Here is a 17,116-nt window from a genome sequence, read left to right on the forward strand (position 1 = left end):
GTTCTTGGGCGAGTGCGGCCTGCCGCAGGTCGTCATAACGCCCTGACAGAACCCATTCCGCCGCGCGACCGGCGCTCGAAACGGTGGCCGTCAACCCTTCAGGTAGGATCCAACTTCAGTAGACGCCTCGCGAGGGCTTGGAACTCGTCAACCGAGTCGACCGCTTGCTGCCGCGACGACCCAGAGGTGAAGGCCCAGGCATGCAGATGCTTCGAGGCCTCGAGAGCAGCGTCTGCGGCCTCCTTCGGCCCGATGATGAGAACCAAGTCGAGCGCACCGATAACCCGCTTCAGCGGTCCCTCGTGGCCGTGATCTCCGGGCAGCTCGCCCTGATGGTCGAAGTCATACTCGTCCGTCTCATTGATCGCCGTCTGGCACGCCGCAGCAAAACCGACGTAGGCGTCCCTTCGGCTCTCGAACCGAGCCTCATCTATCTCATGGCGTCGTTGAGACTCGTCGCGTGCAAGTTGTCTTTTCGCGGCATGGAGGTCCCGCACGAGACCTAGTCCCCCTGCGGCCAGCACGCCCGCCAATGTGCTGAGCGTTCCGATCCATTGTGGGTCCATGGGCCGACTCTGCCACGAGCCGGAAGCACCACCTCCCGACACGCACACGGATGCGTCACTCCGCCGCGAGTGAGCTGAGCAACCTGGTGGCTTTCGCTCAGCGGGAGTCGGGGGAGCGCGGAGTCGAGCTCGCCGGTCGTTCCAGGTCCGGAGTCAGCTCGCGGGCAATCAGCCGAACAGCGTTGCGCACGGGCAACCAGTCCGAGGTCGCGAGGGTTCCGTCGGCGCGGCGGCGTTCGAGGTGCGCGAGCAGTCTGCCGACAGCTTGCGGGTCGTTGCGGATGGTGCGAAGTGCCTGGTCCACGGGACTGCTGCACGATCGGGTGACAGGTTGGGTCACGCAGCCTGAGTGGCTGGCGCGGTCATGATGGTCTCGAATTCGATGGGGGTCAACCGCCCGAGAGCGGCCTGTCTACGGCGGCGGTGGTAGGTCCTCTCGATCCATCGCACGATCGCGATTCGGAGTTCTTCGCGGGTGGCCCAGGTGCGGCGGTCCAGCACGTTCTTCTGCAGTAGAGCGAAGAAGGACTCCATGGCGGCGTTGTCGCCGGCGGCGCCGACGCGGCCCATGGATCCGACCATGTTGTGACGGTTGAGTGCGTGCACGAATTTCCTGCTGCGGAATTGAGAGCCGCGGTCGCTGTGGACGACGCAACCGGCGACATCGACCCGGCGAGCCACTGCGTTGTTGAGCGCCGCGACAGCGAGTCGGGACTTCATTCGGGAGTCGATGGAGTAGCCGACGATGCGGTTGGAGTAGACGTCCTTGATCGCGCAGAGGGGGTCTGCCCCGAGTTTGGTTGACACCTGACCTGTGAGGATCCGTCCTCGCACGGAAGGATGTTCACCATGCCGAAGCCGTATCCCAAGGAGTTCCGCGACGATGTCGTGGCCGTGGCCCGCAAGGGCCAGGCGCCGCTGGCGCAGATCGCGAAGGACTTCGGCATCTCCGAAGGTTCGCTGACGAACTGGATGAAGGCCGCCGACGTCGAAGACGGCAAGCGCCCCGGCCTGACTGAGGCCGACCGGGCCGAACTGCGTGAAGCGAAGAAGCGGATCCGGCTACTGGAACAGGAGAACGAGGTCCTGCGCCGTGCTGCGGCCTACCTGTCCCAGGCGAACCTGCCGGGAAAATAGTCTTCCCGCTCGTCCGTGAGATGGCCGCGACCGGTGCCCGCATCAGGGTGCCGGTCGCGGTGGCGTGCCGGGTCCTGGGTCTGACGACTGCGGGGTACTACAAGTGGCTCAAAGATCCGGTCTCCCAGCGGGACTGGGACGACGCCCACCTCATCGATGTCCTCTACGACCTGCACGAGGACGACGCCACGCTGGGCTACAGGTTCCTCACCGACGAGCTGGCCGACGAGCACGGCCTGGTCGTGGGTGAGAACCGTGTGCACCGGCTGTGTCGCCTCGCGGGGATCTCCGCCAGCCACCACAAGAAGCGGTCCAAGGCCGGCGCCACCGGTCCAGCGCCGCACGACGACCTCCTGGCCGTCGTGGACGAACACGGCGTGATCCGCCATGAGTTCACCGCCGACGGACCGAACAAGGTCTGGCTCTGGGACATCTCAGAGCACGCCACGCGGGACGGCAAGCTGTACATCTGCGCGATCAAGGACGTGTACTCCAACAAGATCGTGGGCTACTCCATCGACTCGCGGATGAAGGCATCGCTGGCAGTCTCGGCGATGCGGAACGCGATCGCGCTGCGCTCACCTTCCGGCACGATCTGCCACTCCGACCGGGGCGGCCAATTTCGTGCCAAGAAGACCCAGCGGCTGCTCGCGAACAACGGCCTGGTCGGGTCGATGGGCCGCTCCTACGGCGCCGGGGACAACGCCAGCATGGAGAGCTTCTTCTCCCTGTTGCAGAAGAACGTGCTCAACACCCGACGCTGGGACACCCGCGAAGACCTTCGCCTGGCGATGGTCACCTGGATCGAAACCAAGTACAACCGCCGACGTCGCCAACGAGCCCTCGGCAAGCTCACCCCCGTCGAGTTTGAGATGATCTACACGGCCGCAGAAGTGGCCTGACGACCGCAAACCCCGAGTGTCAACCAGACCGGGGGCAGACCCGACCTTCGATTTCTTGCGAGTCGCGATCACGCGGAACCGTGGTCTCGCTAGGCACGTCTACTAAGGTGACGTGCCTCACTCAAGAACGAAGTAGAACCGGGGGAGCAGATGGCACACCGTGGGGTACTTCGAACAATGAAGGCGTGGGTCCTGGCAATGACGCTTGTCATAGCAGGACTCTTGGGGGTGGTGAATGCACCGACTGCAGTGGCAGATCCTGCACAGCCCGATGGGCCACCAGACGGTGGGGACCACGTGTGGTGCTACCTACCCAGCTTCCATCAGGAGGTCGCAGCCGATGCGGCCATGACGCGACTGCGCAACCAGACGGTCGTAACCACGTCTTTCCCCGGAGCTTGCGGAGACCACACCGACGTTCGCTGGCGACAGGGCGATCTCAACGGCTCCTACGGTCGAGCCGAGTGTCAACTGCGCAGGACTAACGGCACCTGCGACGTCTACAACATCACACTCGCCATGGCGACGATCGATGCCGCGGCGCGGCCGATCGAGCAACGCACCAAGACCTCGTGCCACGAACTCGGGCACACCGTCGGTGTTCAGCACTATTCGGGCAACGACTTCCCGGGCGGCGACACGGCCCACAGCTGCCTGCGCTCCGGCGAGGTCACTGCCAGCTGGACCAACCTGACCATCTACGGGCAACACCACCGCACCCAGCACATCAACCCAAACTTCAGTTGATCCGATCCGGGGGACCTCACATGACTCGCAAGCGTTCCGCTCTCGCCGCGATGGCGGCACTCACTTTGACCGGCGTTGTGGGATGCAGCGACGACGGTTCAACCGCGTCGAGCTCCTCAGAGAGGGCTGGAGCCCAGAATGCGGCACCCGGGTCAGCAGTGCCCGCAGCCAGCCCCTCCGTCGTTGACGCTTCCGTGGTCCGCGGTTGGGCGCACTATGACTACGACCCGGCACCAGCCGTGGACGCCCTCGCAAACGAGGAGCCATCGGTCACCGTGGGTGAAGTGGCGGGTTGGTCCGACGGCCGGGCGGTCGAGGAGTCCGATGGGCAGGGCTACGCCAACATCTCTCACAACGCCGTGCTGGAGGTCGTGGTCGCCGACTCTGTCAAGTCGGTCGGCGGCCAGGAGAGCGGGGGGCGAATCTTCGTTGAGGTTCCCCGAGGCGGGGAAATCCTGATCGACGGTGAACCCCCCGAGGGCACGGAGCCGGTCCTCTCGAGCATCGAGGAACTGAACGAGGCCGTGCCTCCCGGCACGCGGGTCATCGTCATCGGCAGCCGGGCCCTCACAGACGCGGCGCTGAGCGCCGAGAACGGCGGCACGGTTCTTCCACCAGCCGATGGCCAGACAGATGCGACCCTGCTCCGCCCAGACGTGCAGGGTCTGATCTTCGAGGACGAAACCGGCGCCTTCGAGAGCGGCCTCGCCGACGAAGAGCAGGAGTGGGGCTGGCTGCCACCCAGCGTTTCTCCGCGCAAGGGCTTCGACTACTTGGTCAAGCGACTCTCCAAGGTCCGTAGATGAGCTAGACCGCGCCACCGCAACCAACGACTCAGCAGGCAGGGATACGCAGGGGCCCTCGACGCAGCACCCGGGTGGGGTCTGGGGAGGGCGGGGGCCCTCCCCAGCCGAAGCGGGGAACACCACTCCCCCACTCGGCGGCACCGCCGCTGCGGGACCCCGAAGGGGTATGGGTGCCGGAGCGGGCCGACTCAGTTCTGGTCGGTTGTGGGATCTCTACAACTGTGTGGTCAAACCTGGCTTGCAGCTTCTGCCAAGCGACCGTGCTCGGTCGAAGCCGTTCGGCGTCCGTCGTTGGACAAGATGTCGCGTGCCGGGTCTGATGGAGGCTCTCATTCCACGGAAGGATGAGAGCCATGGCAGCACCGAGGAAGTACCCGGACGAGCTTCGGGAGCGAGCGATCCGGATGGCGGTCGATCTGCGGCGTGACCCAGCGACCCGGTCGGGTGCGCTGAAGCGCGTTGGTGAGCAGCTCGGGATCAACCCCGAGACGCTGCGCAACTGGGTCAACCAGGCCGAGATCGACGAGGGCCACCGGCCCGGCGTCACCACCGCCGAGGCGCAGCGCATCGCCGAGCTGGAGCGCGAGGTCAAGGAGCTGCGTCGGGCCAACGAGATCTTGCGGACGGCGTCGGCGTTTTTCGCCGCGGCGGAGCTCGACCGCAAGCTGAAGTAAGCACCGCGGTGCTGGTCGACTACATCGACCAGCACCGCGATCGGTTCGGGGTCGAGCCGATCTGCCGGGTCCTGTGCAGGCCGGGATGCAGATCGCCCCGAGCACCTACTACGCCGCCAAGTCCCGGCCACCGTCCGCACGGGCGGTCGCCGATGAGCAGCGGCTGGAGGTCATCCGCAAGGTCCATGCCGCCAACTACGGCGTCTATGGGGTACGCAAGATGCACGCCGAACTCAACCGGCGCGGTCACCGGATCGCCCGTGCACGGTGCACCGCCTGATGCGCACCGACGGGCTACGTGGGATCAGCCGTGCGAAGGGTCCGCGCACGACCGTCCCGGGGAGCGGTCCCGACAGTCGCCCGGACCTGCTGGACCGCAACTTCAAGGCGCCAGCCCCGAACCGGGTCTGGGTCGCGGACATCACCTACTGCCGCACCTTCGCCGGCTGGGTCTACGCGGCGTTCGTCATCGACGTCTACTCCCGCCGCGTCGTGGGCTGGCAGCTGTCGAAGAGCCTGCGCACCGACCTCGCGCTGGACGCCCTCGAGATGGGGTTGTGGACCCGCGAGCACGCCGGCCAGGAGACCACGGGCGTCATCGCACATAGCGACAAGGGCGTTCAGTACCTCGCGGTGCGCTACACCCAGCGACTCGCCGAGGCCGGCGCCGTCGCGTCCGTCGGATCGACGGGCGACAGCTATGACAACGCCCTGGCCGAGGCGTTCAACTCGCTGTTCAAGGCCGAGCTGGTCCGCAACAAGGGCCCCTGGAAGAACATCGACGACCTCGAGATCGCGGTCGCTGAGTACATCGACTGGTTCAACCACCGACGCCTGCACGGCGAGATCGGACTCGTTCCACCCGTTGAGTTCGAGGACGAGCACTACCGGCACAACCCGGCGCCGACTACCCTCAGCGCGTCAGTTCAGAGCCTCCACTGAACCCGGCACGCGACAAGACGCATCTCACCGCTGCGCTGGACTCGGCACAACGAGAACCGCCCCACGGTTTCAGGTTCCGTGGGGCGGTTCAGTTCGAAGGACTGAGAGCCGCAGTCCCAGTCGCCCACGCGTCGCCGTCGCGAACGGCTCGCCTCCTCGGCGGCGGCATCCACACGTCCCGGGTCTGCCCCAGATCCTGTCTCCGCCGCTGCGACCGGTCTGAGTCTCCATACTCATTCGACCGCACCGCCGATGGAGCAGACTGTCCATGTGCCCAACGTTCACGCCCCCGACCGGGTGTCCGCTGCCCCTTCTTCTGTGGCTGCCGGCCGGGTTCCGTGGATGGGCCTACCCCCGGATCTTGGACACGGTGGGTGATTACGCGGCGGTCGGCAGCGTAGCGGCCCGGCGGGCCTCGTAGGTGGACGGGGACAGGTAGCCGCACCAGCTGTGGCGGCGGCGGGTGTTGTAGCGGACGAGCCATCGGAAGACCTCCCTGCGGCAGGTCGGCTCGTCGGTCCAGCAGGCGGCGTCTTGGAGGACCTCGCGTTTCATCGTGGCGTTGAACGATTCCGCGAGCGCGTTGTCGGCCGAGGAGCCCACGGCGCCCATCGATTGGGTCACGCCGAGGTCGGCGCAGAGCTTGGCGTATGCCTTCGAGCAGTAGACCGACCCGTGGTCGCTGTGAAAGATCGCGCCCGCGAGGCTGCCGCGGGTCGCAGCAGCGGCGTTGAGGGCGTCCTCGACGAGCTCGGTGCGCATGTGGTCCGCGATCGCCCAGCCGGCGAGTCGACGTGAGTAGCAGTCGATCACGGTGGCCAGGTACAGATTGGTGCCGTCGGCGAGGGGGAGGTAGGTGATGTCGCCGACGTAGCGCTGGTTGGGCGCCGGGGCGGTGAAGTCGCGCTTGAGCAGATCCGGGTGCTTCTGCCCCGATGGCTCGGGGATCGTGGTGCGTACGCGGCGCTTCTTGACGTAGCCGGCGATTCCGGCGGCACGCATGACGCGCGCGATCCGCTTGTGGTTGACCCGCTGCTCGGCTGGGGCGCCGTCGTTGAGTTCGGCGGTGATCCGGGGTGCGCCGAGGGTGTTGTCGCCCTGGTGGATCGTGCGGATCTGTGCCTGCAGCTCGGCGTCCGCGGTGGCTCGCTCGGCGCGGGCCGGCGCGCCGGCCTTCCAGGCGTAGAACGATGAGCGCGTCACCTCGACGAGCTCGCACAGTCGCTTCACCGGGTAGGTGGCGGAGTTGTCGGCGACGAACTGGAAGCGACTCACCAGCGCGTCTCCCCGGCGAAATACTTGGCCGCCCGTTGCAGGATCCCCCGCTCGGTGGCGAGCTTGGTGGTCTCGACCTCGAGCTCGTTCACACGAGCCTCGAGCCGAGCGATCTTCTGCTCGGGCGTCTCATCGGTCGGCGCCGACGAGCTCGCCGCCGGCTGCTTGGACTGCAACGGGGTGGAGGTCAGCGTCCCGTCAGCGGCGGTCTTCTTGCCGGTCCCGTATGCCTCGAGCCAGTGCCGCAGCGTGCCGCGCACGATGCCGAGGTCCTCGGCGATGCCGCGGACCGTGGCGCCCGGGGTGGACTCGTACAAGTCGACGGCCTGACGACGGAACTCCTCGGAGTGAAGCGCCCCAGGTTTGATGCCGCTCCTGTTTGAGTCCAGGAGGATCAGCACATGCCGAAGAAGATCGATGAAGAGCTCAAGGCCAGAGCGGTACGACTGGTCAATGACCACCAGGGCGAGTACTCCTCGCTCACGGCTGCGTCGGCGGTCGTGGCCAAGCAGCTCGGGGTCGGCAAGGAGTCCGTGCGTCGCTGGGTGCTCCAGTCCCAGGTCGACGGCGGGCAGCGCCAGGGCGCGACGACCGAGGAGCTTGCTGAGATCAAGGCGCTGAAGGCCGAGAACCGTCGGCTGCGTGAGGACGTCGAGATCCTTCGCGGGGCAACGACTTTCTTCGTCGGGGAACTCGACCCCCGCAACCGCTGATCATGGGCTTCATCGACGCCATGAGGAGCCAGGGCTACGCGGTCGAGTCGATCTGTCGGGTCTTGCGTGAGCAGGGCTGCCAGATTGCCGCGCGGACCTACCGCAGTTGGAAGCAGGCCGGCAGGGTCGTTGCGGCGCGGACCGTCTCCGATGCCTACGTTGTCGACGCGGTGCGTGCCATCGCCTGGACGACCAAGCCCGACGCCGACGGGGTGCTGGTGCGCAAGCTGGCCCCGGAGGGTCTCTACGGACGGCGGAAGATGACCGCCTACCTACGACGCACCGTCATCGCAGAGGCATCTGCTGGGTCGGTCGACCGGGCGATGCGGACCCTGGGCCTGTCCGGGATCAGGCGTGACAAGGGGATCCGGACCACGATCCCGGCCAAGGACGGCACCCGTGCCGGTGACCTTCTCGACCGCGACTTCACCGCCGCCGCCCCGAACCGGACCTGGGTCACCGACTTCACCTACTGCCGGACCTGGGCCGGATGGGTCTACGTCGCGTTCATCGTTGATGTCTACGCCCAACGGATCGTTGCCTGGCACGCCGCGACGAACAAGGAGACCGACCTGGTGATGATCCCGCTACGGATGGCGCTGTGGCAGCGCGACCGCGAGGGCCACCCGATCACGGCCGGCGAGCTGATCTGCCACGCCGATGCCGGCTCTCAATACACCAGCATTCGATTCACCGAGCACCTCGCGCTCGAGGAGATCCGACCCTCGGTCGGCTCCGTCGGCGACGCATTCGATAACGCGCTGATGGAAACGATCAACGGGGCTCATCCCATTCCAGGGTGTAGTCGTGGTCTGAAGCCGCCGGTCTCGAGCAGACTTCTGGCGATGTAGTTGGTGAGGTTGCGGAACCCGAGGGCAGAGCCGCGGAGGTGTTCGAGCCGGCCATTGATGGCCTCTGTCGGGCCGTTCGATGTGCCTGGGCGGTCGAAGTAGGCCAGCACGTCGCCGGCGCGCTTCTTCAGCGTCCGCCCGAGGGTCGTGAGTTCGATGAGCGCCTTCGGGATTCCGCTGCTGATCGACCCGATCAGCTGGGCCATCAGCTCGCGCCCATGGCTGCGGTCCTCGTGCCTGTAGGCAGCGATCATCCGCTGGTAGATCCCCCAGGTCGCCTCGACCTCGACATGCTCCTCGCGCGCGAACAACGCCCGCAGCCGGGAGGCTTGCTTGTCGGTGAGCAGATCGGCGCCGGTGTGCAGGGTCCGCCGCGCGGCATACAGCGGGTCGCCCTTCATCCCGCGGTGACCGTGGATGGCCTGCTGCACCCGCCGGCGGCACCGATCGAGCGCGTCACCAGCCAGGCGCACGACGTGGAAGGGATCCATGACCGCGACCGCGGCAGGGAGCTCCTCGGCGGTGGCGGTCTTGAAGCCCGTGAACCCGTCCATCGCCACGACCTCGACACCGTCGCGCCACGCCTCGGGCCGCGCGGCGAGCCAGCTCTTGAACGCCTCCTTCGACCGGCCCTCGATCATGTCCAGCAGCCGCGCCGGCCCCGTCTTGTCACGGATGGGGGTGAGATCGATGACCACGGTGACGTACCGGTCACCGCGGCGGGTGTGACGCCACACATGTTCATCGACCCCGACGACACCGACACCGTCGAACCGGGCCGGGTCGTCGATCAGGACCCGCTTGCCTTCGGCCAGCACAGCGTCGTTGGCGGTGTCCCAGGCGACGTCGAGTCCCTCGGCGATCCGGGCGACGGTGAGGTGCTGCACGACCAGCGCTTCGAGTGCCCACCGCAGCGCACGGCGCGAGAGCTTCGCTCGCGGCTCGGCCGCGCGGGTGGTGTCTTGGCGCCACACGTGTCCGCAGCCGGTGCAGCGGTAGCGACGCACCGCGACCTCGAGAACCGTGGGTCGCCACCCCAGCGGCTCGTGGGCGAGTCGACGGATCACGGTGTCACGAGCAGCGCCTTCGGCGCCGCAGCGTCGACACCACTCATCCGGCGTCACGACCCGGCAGGCGAGCACCGCGCGGCCAGGCTCGAGGCGTTGGCCGGTCACGACGAGGTCGAGCTCGTCGAGGCGGCAGAACGTGGTCAGGTCAGGGCGGGCGAACGCGCCAGAGCGCTCGCCGACGGTAGCGTCAGACAAGTCGAGGTCTTTCAGGATGCAGCGTGTAGGAACCTCCATCCTTGGGAGACCTCGACGCCTATCCCAGGACCGCCACGCCAGCGCCCGCTACACCCTCATCTGGGAAGAGCCATCAACGGCCTCTACAAGGCCGAGTGCATCCGCACCACGGTCTTCCACGACGGGCCGTACAAGACCATCGCTGACGTCGAGTACGCCACGGCCGGCTGGGTCGACTGGTACAACAACCGACGCCTGCACTCGACCCTGGGCAACGTCCCACCCGTCGAGTACGAGCAAGCCCACTACGCTGCCCTCAACCGAGAGCCGCACCCCGTATAGGACCGGCAGAGAACCTGGGGCGCTTCAGGCGGACGAGAGGTCGTAGGTGCGCTCGCGATACGTGTCCTCCGGCTGCGGGTAGCCATTGGTCGAAGTGCCCAATAAATGGCACCACTCAGCCTGCGCGATCTCCTTGGCACTGAACTTCGCCCCTAGATGGACGTCGATCTCCAACTGGACGGTCAAGGCGAGGAACTCCTCCCAGTGCACCGAGCGGCTGTCGGTCTCGAAGACCTGATGATCGTCCCCCTTAACCCGTGTGAGGCATGCGAGTCGAGACGCGCGAGGGTCGTCGCTGCGGAGGACAACCCGGGCAGTTCGGAGCACAGCCCATGGTCGCATCACGTCCACCGACAATCCGTACATGCCGCGATCCCCGCGGTTCCGCAGGGCGCGTCATACCGCCGCTTATGAGCAACCTGGTGGCCTTCGCTCAGTCGGAGTAGGGGGGGAGCCCGGGGCCCGGGTCGCAGGCCGTTCCAGGTCCGGAGTCAGCTCGCGCGCGATCAGCCGGACAGCGTTGCGCACGGGCAGCCAGTCCGACGTCGCGAGGGTGCCGTCGGCGCGGCGGCGTTCGAGGTGCACGAGCAGTCTGCCGACAGCTTGCGCGTCGTTGCGGATGGTGCGGAGTGCCTGGTCCACAGAGGGTGCGCCGGTGGTGCGGGCCGCGCCGGTGGATGGCGATGGATTGCTCGATGTCGCCGCGGGTTCGGGCAACTCGGGCTTGGCCGCGGCTCGAGGTCGGGGCACCTCGACCACCCGGACCTCGATCGCGCCCTTGCGTGCGCCGAGTCGCTGGAGAGCGGCGTCGTTGCGGCATCGGGTTGAGCACCAGACGGGGCGGCGTCCGACGCCCTTGTAGACGACCGGGCTGGCGCAGTTCGGACACGTCCTGGTGTCATCTGGCGACGGGTCGCGGTCGGTCATCTGGCACCTCGTCGGGCCGGGGGACGGGCGTGCTTTCGCCCTTCCTTTCGCACAATCGAAACGGGACCATGCCGAGAATGCAAGAGGTGTGTGGCACTTCGTCGGGCCGTGGAATCTCGGGGGACGGTCCAGACGTGCCGGACCGCGCTGACTGTCGTCGTCGACTGGGCCTTGGGAGGGCGAGTCTCGTCGGGGGCTTCGTGCTCGCAGGGACTCTTCGAGGTGGCTGTACTTCTCGGTATTACCTCCAATGGAGCCTGTCCAGGCGTACCGTCCGGCGCATGTCTGAGGAGGCCTGGCACGAAGCACGACTGATCCCCACATCTGGCATCAGCGGTGCCGAGGAGCAGGAGCGACGAGCGACGTCCGCAGTCCTTGCCGTGATGGGCGCGGTCAAGGAGTTCAGCAAGGCCTTGCTGGGTCAGCTCGGCGCGCCAGCAGGAAACGTAGAGACCTTCATCGAGGTCCCGTTCATGCTGGGCGATAAGCGCTGCTACCCGGACGGCCTGATCCGTGTGACTCGTGGCTCCCGGTCCTGGACCGCGCTCGTCGAGGTCAAGACCGGCAAGAACGCGCTCCAGACCGAGCAGTTGGAGAACTACCTCGACATCGCGCGCGAGCAGGGATTCGACGCGCTCGTCACCATCAGCAACGAGATCCCCAGCATCGCCGGGCAGCACCCGACGAGCGTCGACAAGCGCAAGCTCAAGAAGGTCGCGCTGCACCATTGGTCGTGGTCGCAGGTGCTGTCGACGGCCGTCATGCAGAAGGAGCATCGGGGAATCTCCGATCCCGAGCAGGCCTGGATCCTCGGTGAGCTCATCCGCTACCTGGAGCACCCGCGGTCCGGGGCGATGGAGTTCGAGGACATGGGCGCCAACTGGGTCGCCGTTCGAGACGCAGTGGTCGCGGGGACGCTCCGTGCCTCGGACAAGTCGGCCCCCGAGGTCGCGGCACGCTTCGACGCGCTCCTTCACTACCTCAGCCTCCGGCTCGGCCGACAACTAGGGACCGACGTCCTTCCGGTCCTGACGCGCAAGGAGCAGGCCGACCCGGCGCTCCGCGCTCAGGTCGTCCTGTCGCGGATGGTCGAGCAGGCGGAGCTGGTCGGCGGGATCCGGATCCCGAACGCGGTCGCCCCCATTCACCTGATCGCCGACCTTCGCGCTGGTCGAGTCACCTGTTATGTCGACGTCGATGCCCCACGCGAGGGTCGCCCGACAACTCGGGTGAACTGGATCATTCGCCAGTTGAAGCACGCACCAGACTCGACACGGGTCGAGTCGTTCGTCGCTAACGCGCGCGGAGCCGGAGCGACCGAACTGCTCGGCAAGGTCCGCGAGGAACCGACCGTCCTCATCGCCGATCCGAAGAAGGACATCCGTTCCTTCCGGATCGCGCTGTCCGTGCCCATGGGGGCGAAGCGCGGACGCGGTCGCGGAGCATTCATCGACTCAGTCCTCGATCTGGTCGACACGTTCTACGGCGACGTTGTGCAGCACCTGAAGGCGTGGTCACCAGCTGCGCCGAAGTTGCGGGACCCGGTGGTGCCGGAGGAGAAGCCCGCGCTCAGCTCAACAGCGCTGTCGTCCCAAGACGGCAGCGAGTAGACCGCCCCATCCGTACAACTGACCTCTTGGTTTCCGATACGAAGCGCCCCCCGGGGCGCGCCCCTCTGTGATTGAGGGGTGATGGTCGAAGCCCCGCTGCGGAGCACGGCATGAGCCGTCACTGGTCGGGGTCGACGGCGTTCAATGCTTGCCGGACCGCGTCCCGGATCTCAGCACGGCCGATGTAGGGCGACCGCATGCCCGGCGCGTACAACGTCACGGCTTCTAGGAGATCGTCGAACCGCTCGTCATCCGGGTAATCATCGAGCAGCACGCCCTCCAAGGCGCTCACTGCGTTCGCGGAGTCGTCCCCATCGAGGATCCGCTGGGCAGCTGCCAGGAGGCGTTGGTCGTACATCCGATCAGCGTATTGCCACCGCCCGCCAGGGGTGCGCCATCGGCATGCGGGCGCCCTCGTCGTCGCGATCTGTCACACCCCGATCGCCAGGGGGGATGCATGGCATTTCCCGTCTCAAAAACGGCTCAAAATGCCCTCAGGGCGCTCTCGGTTGCGTCCTGATCCGACACCAGCGGTCGTGGCACGACTGACCTGTTGATGGCCGTCTGACCTGGTACTTTCGATCAAAAGCGGTGTCGGCCGTAGGTGCGTCGGGTCGTCGCCAGGGACCTTGTAAACCTTCTGATCCTGGCTACGGATCAGAAGGTTTGGGGTTCGAATCCCTACAGGCGCACAGGACACGAAAGCCCCAGGTCGCCGACCTGGGGCTTTCGTCATCTCGAGGATCACGCGGGCGCGAGCTGGTGGTGCTGGAGAGCGTGGTACGAGCCGCCGGCTGCGACGAGCTCGTCGTGCGTACCGCTCTCGACCACGCGCCCGTCGTCGAGCACCACGATCCGGTCGGCGTCGCGCACGGTGGCGAGCCGGTGGGCGATGACCAGGCTGGTGCGTCCCTCGCGCAGCGAGCCGAGCGCCTGCTGCACGAGCATCGCGGTGCGGGAGTCGACGGAGCTGGTGGCCTCGTCGAGGACGAGGATGTCGGGATCGGAGACGAAGGCGCGCGCGATGGTGACCAGCTGGCGCTCTCCGGCGGACAGGTTGGCCCCGTCCGCCTCGAGGGCGGTGTGCAGTCCCTCGGGGAGGGCGTCGGTGAACTGGTCGACGTAGGAAAGCGTCGCGGCCCGTCGGACCTCGGCGTCGGTGGCGTTCGGCGCGCCGTAGGCGATGTTCTCGTGGATGGTGCCCTCGAAGAGCCAGGTGTCCTGCAGCACCATCGCGATCCGGGAGCGCAGGTCGGCTCGCGACATCCGGGTGATGTCGCGCCCGTCCAGTCGGACCTGACCGGCGTCGGGGTCATGGAAGCGCAGCAGCAGGTTGACCATCGTGGTCTTCCCCGAGCCGGTGGCGCCGACGATGGCCACCGTCTCACCAGGGCGAGCGACCAGGTCGACGTCGGTGAGCACCGGGCGCTCGGAGGTGTAGGCGAACCCGACCCGATCGAACTCGATGAGCCCGGCGGTGGGGACGGGGTCCACCACGCCCGCCTCCTCCTCAGGGAGGTCGAGGAACTCCAGCACCCGTTCGGCGGAGGCGAAGCCGGACTGCAGCTCGTTGAGCATGCCCGACATCTCGGCCACCGGCTGGGAGAACTGACGTCCGTACTGGATGAACGCCTGCACCTCGCCGATCGTCATGGTCCCGCTGGCGACCCGCAGCCCGCCCACCACGCAGATCGCCACGTAGGAGAGGTTGCCCACGAACCCCATGATCGGGGCGGCCAGGCCGCTGAGGCCATGGGCGCGGACGGCGGCCCGCGTGAGTTCGTCGTTCTCCTCACGGAACCGGCGGACGTGTTCCTCCTCGCGGTCGAAGGCGGCGGCGATCTCGTGCCCCGTGATGGACTCGTCGATCGTCGTGCTCAGCGCGCCGAGGTGCTGCCACTGCGCGACGAACGAGGGCTGGGAGCGCTTCATCAGCACCCGCGTCGCGAGGACGGCGAACGGGAGGGTGGAGATCGTGACCAGTGTCAGCAACGGCGAGAGGTAGAGCATGAAGCCGAGGACGCTGAACGCCGTCAGCAGCGAGGAGACCGTCTGGCCCAGGCTCTGGGTCAGGGAGACGGTCACGTTGTCGATGTCGTTGGTGACGCGGGAGAGCAGGTCACCGCGACGGCGCCCGTCGGCGGTGGCCACCGAGATTCGGTTGATCTTGCGCGCGCAGCGGATCCGCAGGTCGCGGATCACGGCGTGGATGGCGTGGTTGAGCTGCTGGGCGATGAGCAGCTGGAGGAGCATGGAGACCAGGTAGATCAGCACCGCCCACTGCAGGATCGTCGCGACCTCGCCGAAGTCGATGCCCTGTCCGGGTACGACGTCGGCGCCCTCCACGACCGAGGCGAATGCGCCCTGGTCGCTCGCGCGCAGGCTCTCGACCGCCTCGTCCTTCGTCAGGTCGGCGGGCAGGTTCGCGCCCAGCACCCCGGCGAACAGCGCGTCGGTGGCCCTGGCCAGCACGAGCGGGCCGACCGCGCCGAGGCCGACGCTGATCAGGGAGAAGACCACCACGGTGACGACTCGCGCGCGCACGGGTCGCAGCAGCCCGAAGAACCGTCGGGCGGACCGGGTGAAGGTGGGGGTCTCGGTCGTGGTCATGCCAGCTCCTCCTGGGAGGCCTGGGACTCCACGAACTCGCAGTAGGTGCGCGAGGTGTCGAGGAGGTCGGGGTGGGTGCCGCGAGCGATGACGCGGCCGCGTTCGAGCACGAGGATCAGGTCGGCGTCGATGACGCTGGACAGGCGCTGCGAGACCACGACCGAACCGGCTCCGCGTGTCCAGCCGCGGAGTGCTCGGCGCAGGTCTGCGTCGGTGCGGAGGTCGAGGGCCGAGAAGGAGTCGTCGAACAGGTAGAAGCGCGGCCGGGACACCAGGGCCCGGGCGATGCACAGCCGCTGGCGCTGGCCGCCGGACAGGTTGGCCCCGCCCGGAGCGACCGGCGCCTCCAGGCCGCCGGGCATCTGCCGGACGAACTCCTCTGCCTGTGCCACCTCGAGGGCGTCCCACAGGAGTCGCTCGTCGGCGTCGCGGGCGCCGTAGCGCAGGTTGGACGCGACGGTGCCGGAGAACAGATAGGCCTGTTGCGGGACGACCCCGATGCTGCGGCGGACGTGCTGCAGACGGTGCTCTCGCAGGTCGACGCCGTCGAGGCGGACCTCGCCCGCTGTCGGGTCGAGCTGGCGGGCGAGGACCTGCAGGAGGGTGGTCTTGCCGGACCCGGTCGGGCCGACGATCGCGACCCGTTCGCCCGGGCGGACCTGGACCGAGACGTCGCGGAGCACCGGCTGGTCGGCGCCCGGGAGGCGCAGCGTGACGGCCCTGCTCTCCAGCCCGGCGGCGGGGTCGGGCTGCGCGGTGCCGCCGGCGCCGTCCGCGAGGGAGACCGGGGCGGTCAGCACCTCCTGGATCCGGCCGCCGGAGACCCGGGCACGCGGGAGCTGCATGACGATGGCGGTGCTCATCAGCACCGCGGACATGATTTGCACCAGGTAGGTGATGAACGCAGCGATCGACCCGATGCCGATCTCGCCCGCGTCGAGGCGGCGACCCCCGAACCAGATCACGGCGACGATGCCGAGATTCATCAGCAGGGTGACCACCGGTCCGAGCGACAAGTAGAGCCTCCCGACGCTGGTCGAGGTGGCGATCAGGTCGTCGCTGGCGCGGGAGAAGCGCTCCTCCTCGTGCCGCTCCCGGGTGAAGACCCGCACCACCCGCAGGCCGCCGAGCTGCTCGCGCAGGATCCGGTTGACCATGTCGATCTGGCCCTGCATCCGGCGGTAGCCGGGCATGGCGAGCCAGGCGAACAGCACGATCACCACGACGAGCACGGGGACGGCGACGGCCATCAGCCACGCGAGCCGGGGATCCTCCCGCACGCCCATGACGACGGCGCCGACCATGGTCAGCGGGGCGGTGATCAGCACCGTGCACACCAGCAGCAGCAGCATCTGCACGTGGGTGACGTCGTTGCCGCAGCGGGTGATCAGCGACGAGCTGCCCAGGTGTCGCATCTCGCGGGTGCCGAGGCGCATCACCTTGACGAACACCGTCTCGCGCAGGTCCCGGGCGAAGTGGTGGGCGATCTGGGACCCGGTCCAGATCGCCGTGCACGCGACGACCAGCTGAGCGACGCTGACGGCCAGCATCCACCCGCCGAGGCGCCAGACGGTGTGCTGGTCACCCTGGGCGACGCCGTCGTCGATGAGGCGCGCATTGAGGGTCGGCAGGTAGAGGCTGCCGGCCACGCTGAGGACCTGGAGGACGCCCAGCAGCACCAGTGCGCCCCGCGACGGGCGGAGGTGGGGGCGGATCAAGGTCAACATGTCTCGACGCTAGGGCCGTCGCGCTCCGGGGGACTCCCGCCAG

At 67.6% G+C, this 17,116-nt stretch carries 12 protein-coding genes, 3 pseudogenes and 1 other annotated feature; of the genes and pseudogenes, 7 read left to right on the forward strand and 8 right to left on the reverse strand.

The genetic code is table 11. The annotated features are described in order from the left end of the window. Positions 1-98 precede the first annotated feature (98 nt). The gene (locus GFH29_RS00590; protein WP_153321571.1) at positions 99-566 is read right to left on the reverse strand and encodes a hypothetical protein; all 468 of its coding nucleotides are present in this window, start codon (positions 564-566) and stop codon (positions 99-101) included. Between the two features lie 336 nt (positions 567-902). After that, a pseudogene (locus tag GFH29_RS00595) lies at positions 903-1,412 on the reverse strand (transposase); the annotation flags it as partial. 3 nt (positions 1,413-1,415) lie between these two features. On the opposite strand from GFH29_RS00595, the gene GFH29_RS00600 reads away from it, so the two are divergent. The 4 genes and pseudogenes from GFH29_RS00600 to GFH29_RS00615 all read left to right on the forward strand — a co-directional run bounded on the left by GFH29_RS00600 (position 1,416) and on the right by GFH29_RS00615 (position 5,774). Then, positions 1,416-2,605 (forward strand): IS3 family transposase gene (locus tag GFH29_RS00600; protein WP_228387673.1). Its coding sequence is split into 2 segments (ribosomal slippage): positions 1,416-1,694 and positions 1,697-2,605, totalling 1,188 coding nucleotides; the frame shifts between segments, so codons are not numbered across the junction. Positions 2,606-2,953: 348 nt separating this feature from the next. Continuing rightward, on the forward strand, positions 2,954-3,352 hold the full coding sequence (locus GFH29_RS00605; protein WP_153321572.1) for a hypothetical protein: 399 nt from the start codon (positions 2,954-2,956) through the stop codon (positions 3,350-3,352). 239 nt (positions 3,353-3,591) lie between these two features. Then, on the forward strand, positions 3,592-4,158 hold the full coding sequence (locus tag GFH29_RS00610; RefSeq protein WP_153321573.1) for a hypothetical protein: 567 nt from the start codon (positions 3,592-3,594) through the stop codon (positions 4,156-4,158). Between the two features lie 353 nt (positions 4,159-4,511). Continuing rightward, positions 4,512-5,774 (forward strand): annotated as a pseudogene (locus GFH29_RS00615) (IS3 family transposase). Continuing rightward, positions 4,790-4,932: a sequence feature (AL1L pseudoknot), on the forward strand. Its footprint overlaps the pseudogene before it by 143 nt. A gap of 378 nt (positions 5,775-6,152) precedes the next feature. On the opposite strand, the gene GFH29_RS00620 reads toward GFH29_RS00615, so the two are convergent. Beyond that, positions 6,153-7,417, reverse strand: a protein-coding gene (locus GFH29_RS00620; protein WP_153325552.1) for an IS3 family transposase whose coding sequence is annotated in 2 segments (ribosomal slippage) — positions 6,153-7,060 and positions 7,060-7,417 — 1,266 coding nt in all. Because the reading frame shifts where the segments join, the coding sequence is not laid out codon by codon here. A 33-nt stretch (positions 7,418-7,450) separates the two neighbouring features. On the opposite strand from GFH29_RS00620, the pseudogene GFH29_RS20560 reads away from it, so the two are divergent. Then, a pseudogene (locus GFH29_RS20560) lies at positions 7,451-8,550 on the forward strand (IS3 family transposase); the annotation flags it as partial. Here the strand turns inward: GFH29_RS20560 and GFH29_RS00635 are convergent. Then, positions 8,547-9,878, reverse strand: coding sequence for an ISL3 family transposase (locus GFH29_RS00635; protein ID WP_153325553.1), 1,332 nt, complete (start codon positions 9,876-9,878; stop codon positions 8,547-8,549). The pseudogene GFH29_RS20560 and the gene GFH29_RS00635 sit on opposite strands and share 4 nt — an antisense overlap. Between GFH29_RS00635 and GFH29_RS20780 the strand changes: the two genes are divergently transcribed. Continuing rightward, a complete protein-coding gene (locus GFH29_RS20780; RefSeq protein WP_267128529.1) occupies positions 9,777-10,199 on the forward strand; it encodes an integrase core domain-containing protein in 423 nt (140 codons plus the stop codon). The two genes, GFH29_RS00635 and GFH29_RS20780, sit on opposite strands and share 102 nt — an antisense overlap. A gap of 24 nt (positions 10,200-10,223) precedes the next feature. Here the strand turns inward: GFH29_RS20780 and GFH29_RS00645 are convergent, their stop codons facing one another. Next, complete coding sequence (locus GFH29_RS00645; protein ID WP_153321576.1) at positions 10,224-10,385, reverse strand: hypothetical protein; 162 nt, start codon at positions 10,383-10,385, stop codon at positions 10,224-10,226. A gap of 1,022 nt (positions 10,386-11,407) precedes the next feature. Between GFH29_RS00645 and GFH29_RS00650 the strand changes: the two genes are divergently transcribed. Next, positions 11,408-12,736: a hypothetical protein gene (locus tag GFH29_RS00650; RefSeq protein WP_228387674.1), complete on the forward strand. Its 1,329-nt coding sequence runs from the start codon at positions 11,408-11,410 to the stop codon at positions 12,734-12,736. A gap of 118 nt (positions 12,737-12,854) precedes the next feature. Here the strand turns inward: GFH29_RS00650 and GFH29_RS00655 are convergent, their stop codons facing one another. From GFH29_RS00655 to GFH29_RS00665, 3 genes are all read right to left on the reverse strand, one after another. Next, complete coding sequence (locus tag GFH29_RS00655; RefSeq protein ID WP_153321577.1) at positions 12,855-13,094, reverse strand: hypothetical protein; 240 nt, start codon at positions 13,092-13,094, stop codon at positions 12,855-12,857. A gap of 386 nt (positions 13,095-13,480) precedes the next feature. After that, entirely contained in the window at positions 13,481-15,346 is a 1,866-nt protein-coding gene (locus GFH29_RS00660) for an ABC transporter ATP-binding protein (RefSeq protein WP_153321578.1), read from the reverse strand. Further along, positions 15,343-17,073, reverse strand: a complete 1,731-nt coding sequence (locus tag GFH29_RS00665; RefSeq protein WP_153321579.1) for an ABC transporter ATP-binding protein — start codon at positions 17,071-17,073, stop codon at positions 15,343-15,345. The genes GFH29_RS00660 and GFH29_RS00665 overlap by 4 nt, the downstream gene beginning before the upstream one ends. Positions 17,074-17,116 lie beyond the last annotated feature (43 nt).

It is taken from the genome of Nocardioides sp. dk884 (genome assembly GCF_009557055.1).
Classification (GTDB): Bacteria; Actinomycetota; Actinomycetes; order Propionibacteriales; family Nocardioidaceae; genus Nocardioides.